The 2107-nt window shown below is 71.6% G+C and carries 2 protein-coding genes; one reads left to right on the forward strand and one right to left on the reverse strand.

The genetic code is table 11. From position 1 onward, the window contains the following. Positions 1-57: 57 nt before the first annotated feature. A complete protein-coding gene (locus BFF76_RS29565) occupies positions 58-813 on the reverse strand; it encodes an SIS domain-containing protein (RefSeq protein WP_053930574.1) in 756 nt (251 codons plus the stop codon). A 211-nt stretch (positions 814-1024) separates the two neighbouring features. On the opposite strand from BFF76_RS29565, the gene BFF76_RS29570 reads away from it, so the two are divergent. After that, the gene (locus tag BFF76_RS29570; RefSeq protein WP_031093136.1) at positions 1025-1717 is read left to right on the forward strand and encodes an iron-dependent transcriptional repressor DtxR; all 693 of its coding nucleotides are present in this window, start codon (positions 1025-1027) and stop codon (positions 1715-1717) included. The last annotated feature ends 390 nt before the right edge of the window (positions 1718-2107 follow it).

Here is a 2107-nt window from a genome sequence, read left to right on the forward strand (position 1 = left end):
GACGGGCTGCTGGGCGGGGTGACCGGCGGGCCGGACGCGCGAGGGCCTCAGGGGGCCTCAGTGCCGGTAGAAGATGCGGTCGCCGTACTCCCGCATCACGCGCCCGTTCCACTCGTGCCCGCCGTCTACGTTGCCCGAGCGCAGCAGCGGCGGTTCGATGCCCCGGGCGACGAGTTCTTCCGCCGCGGTGGCCATCATCGCCTGCATCAGCGCGCTGGTGACGACCGTCGACGCGGGCGCGAACGGTGCCTCGACGCCCTCCGCCGTCAGCTCCGCGTCGCCGATGGCGATCTTGCTGTCCAGCACGATGTCGCAGTGGTCCCGGAGGAATCCGCCCGAGACGTGCCGCGACCTGGTGCCCGTCGTGTAGGCGACCGAGGTGACCCCGACGACCGTCAGCCCCAGCGCCCGCGCGTTCTGCGCCATCTCCACGGGCAGCGCGTTGCGCCCGGACAGCGAGATGATCACCAGGAGGTCGCCCGAGCGTGCCGGGCTGGAGTCGAGCACGGCGCTCGCGAGACCGTCCACGCGCTCCAGCGCGGAGCCGAGCGTGGCGGGCATGACGTCGACGCCGACGGTGCCGGGTACGGCGAGCAGGTTCATCAGGGCCAGGCCGCCGGCCCGGTAGACCACGTCCTGGGCGGCGAGCGAGGAGTGTCCGGCCCCGAAGGCGAAGAGCCGTCCGCCCGCCGCGACGGTGTCGGCGATCGCGGACCCCGCGGCGGCGACCGATCCGGCCTCCTCGTCACGCACCCGCTCCAGCAGGCCGATCGCTGCGTCGAAGAACTGACCGGCGAGCTTGCTGTCGCTCATCGAGGAGGCCTTTCCTGCGGGTGTGGGGGCGCGTCGGATGCCCGTGTCGCGGATCACGTTGCGGTCTGGACCAGTGGGCTGTCAATACCGCTCGGGAGGGGCCGTGCGCGCGCTGACTCCCGACGGCGGGGCACGCTTGTCGGTGCTATGCGTCAGAATTGGTGCAGGGCCATCGCACGACGACTTCACGTCACAGCATCGAGGGGCACGTATGTCCGGACTGATCGACACAACGGAGATGTATCTCCGCACCATCCTCGAGCTCGAAGAGGAAGGCGTGGTCCCCATGCGCGCCCGGATCGCCGAGCGTCTGGACCAGAGTGGCCCGACGGTCAGCCAGACGGTCGCGCGCATGGAGCGGGACGGCCTGGTCCAGGTCGCGGGCGACCGCCATCTGGAGCTGACCGGGGAGGGGCGCCGCCTGGCGACACGGGTGATGCGCAAGCACCGCCTCGCCGAGTGCCTGCTCGTGGACGTCATCGGCCTGGAGTGGGAGCAGGTCCACGCCGAGGCGTGCCGCTGGGAACACGTGATGAGTGAGGCCGTGGAGCGCCGGGTGCTGGAGCTGCTGCGGCACCCGACGGAGTCTCCGTACGGGAATCCGATCCCGGGCCTGGAGGAGCTGGGTGAGAAGTCCGAGGCCGATCCGTTCCTGGACGAGGGCATGGTGAGCCTGGCCGAGCTCGACCCGGGCACCGAGGGGAAGACCGTGGTGGTGCGCCGGATCGGTGAGCCGATCCAGACCGACGCACAGCTGATGTACACGCTGCGGCGGGCGGGTGTGCAGCCCGGTTCGGTCGTGAGCGTGACGGAATCGGCCGGCGGGGTTCTGGTCGGATCCAGCGGGGAGGCGGCCGAGCTGGGTGCGGACGTCGCCTCTCACGTGTTCGTCGCGAAGCGCTGACCAGCGACTGTGCCTGCACGGGCGACCCTGCCGCAGATGCAGGCGCCGGTGCGGATGCACGTGCAGATGTGAGCCGGTAAGCCCGCTTTCTGTTTTCCGCCCGGAATCGCAGCGCCCGGGCGAAACGCGTGCCAGGCTGTGGCCACGCATATGTCCTGGGGGCGCCGGCGGAAGTCCGCCGCGCGGTCGGGGAGGGAGCAGGGGATGCGCCCGTCGTACTGGCGCGTGCACCGCGAGGTGACAGCCGGGTTGTCCGACGCCCTAGTGCCTTCAGGTGCCCTCTCGCCTTCCCGCGCTTCCACCCCTCCCGGCCCCCGCCCGCTTCCGGGTGGCCTCGCGGCTCCCGGTGCCCTCCCTCTCCCCGGCGTCTTCGCGGCCGTGCGACGCCCC

This window comes from Streptomyces mutomycini (assembly GCF_001700505.1).
GTDB lineage: Bacteria > Actinomycetota > Actinomycetes > Streptomycetales > Streptomycetaceae > Streptomyces > Streptomyces mutomycini.